This is a genomic window from Mesorhizobium sp. M7A.F.Ca.CA.001.08.2.1, from assembly GCF_003998455.1.
GTDB classification, from domain to species: Bacteria; Pseudomonadota; Alphaproteobacteria; order Rhizobiales; family Rhizobiaceae; genus Mesorhizobium; species Mesorhizobium ciceri.
Map to the genome: position 1 here is coordinate 1 of NZ_RZPW01001293.1, position 855 is coordinate 855.

Consider the following 855-nt stretch of genomic DNA (forward strand, 5'->3'; position numbering starts at 1 on the left):
GAGCTGCAACAAGGATTTCTCCTGCGTCAACGGCTTCTGCCCGTCCTTCGTCACCGTGCACGGCGCCAAGATCCGCAAGGCCGAGGGCCTGGCCGGCAAGGCCGATCCGCTGGAAGGCGTGCCCGTGCCGGCGCAATTCCCGCTTGGCGAGCAAGGCTGGGCGGCGATCATCGACGGCGTCGGCGGCACCGGCGTCGTCACCGTCGGTGCGGTGCTCGGCATGGCGGCGCATCTTGAGGACAAGGGCTGCGGCATGATCGACATGGCCGGCCTCGCCCAGAAGGGCGGCTCGGTGTTCACCCATGTCCGCATCGCTCGTACCCCGGACGACATCCATGCGATCCGCGTTTCGGCGGGGAAGGCCGATCTCGTGCTTGGCTGCGATCTCGTCGTGTCGGGCGCCAAGAAGGTGCTGACCGCGGTGCGCGAGGGCCACACCATCTTCGTCGCCAACACCGCCGAGATCATGCCCGGCGAATTCGCCCGCTCGGCCGATTTTTCGTTGCCGATAGAGCGGCTGAAAAAGGCGATCCGCGCGGCTGCGGGCGACGACAAGGCACATTTCTTCGATGCCACCCGCACTGCCACGGCACTTTTCGGCAATTCGCTCGGCGCCAACATGTTCATGCTTGGCTTTGCCTTCCAGCACAGCGGCCTGCCGCTGTCGGCCGAGGCGGTCGAGAAGGCGATCGAGCTCAATGGCGAAGCCGTGGCGATGAACATCGCCGCCTTCCGCTGGGGCCGTCGCGCTGCCCATCAGCCGGATTTCGTGCGCGGGCTGGTTGCCCAGCCGGGTCCGACCGCGGCTGGAAAGGCAGGCCAGGCCACGGATACCGCCGAGACGCTGGACGACAT

The 855-nt window shown here is 67.0% G+C and carries 1 protein-coding gene; it reads left to right on the plus strand.

Annotated features, from left to right (window positions below; translation table 11 throughout):
• The coding region (locus EN914_RS36930) for a 2-oxoacid:acceptor oxidoreductase family protein (protein ID WP_206527345.1) at nucleotides 1–855 on the plus strand (855 nt) is incomplete at both ends.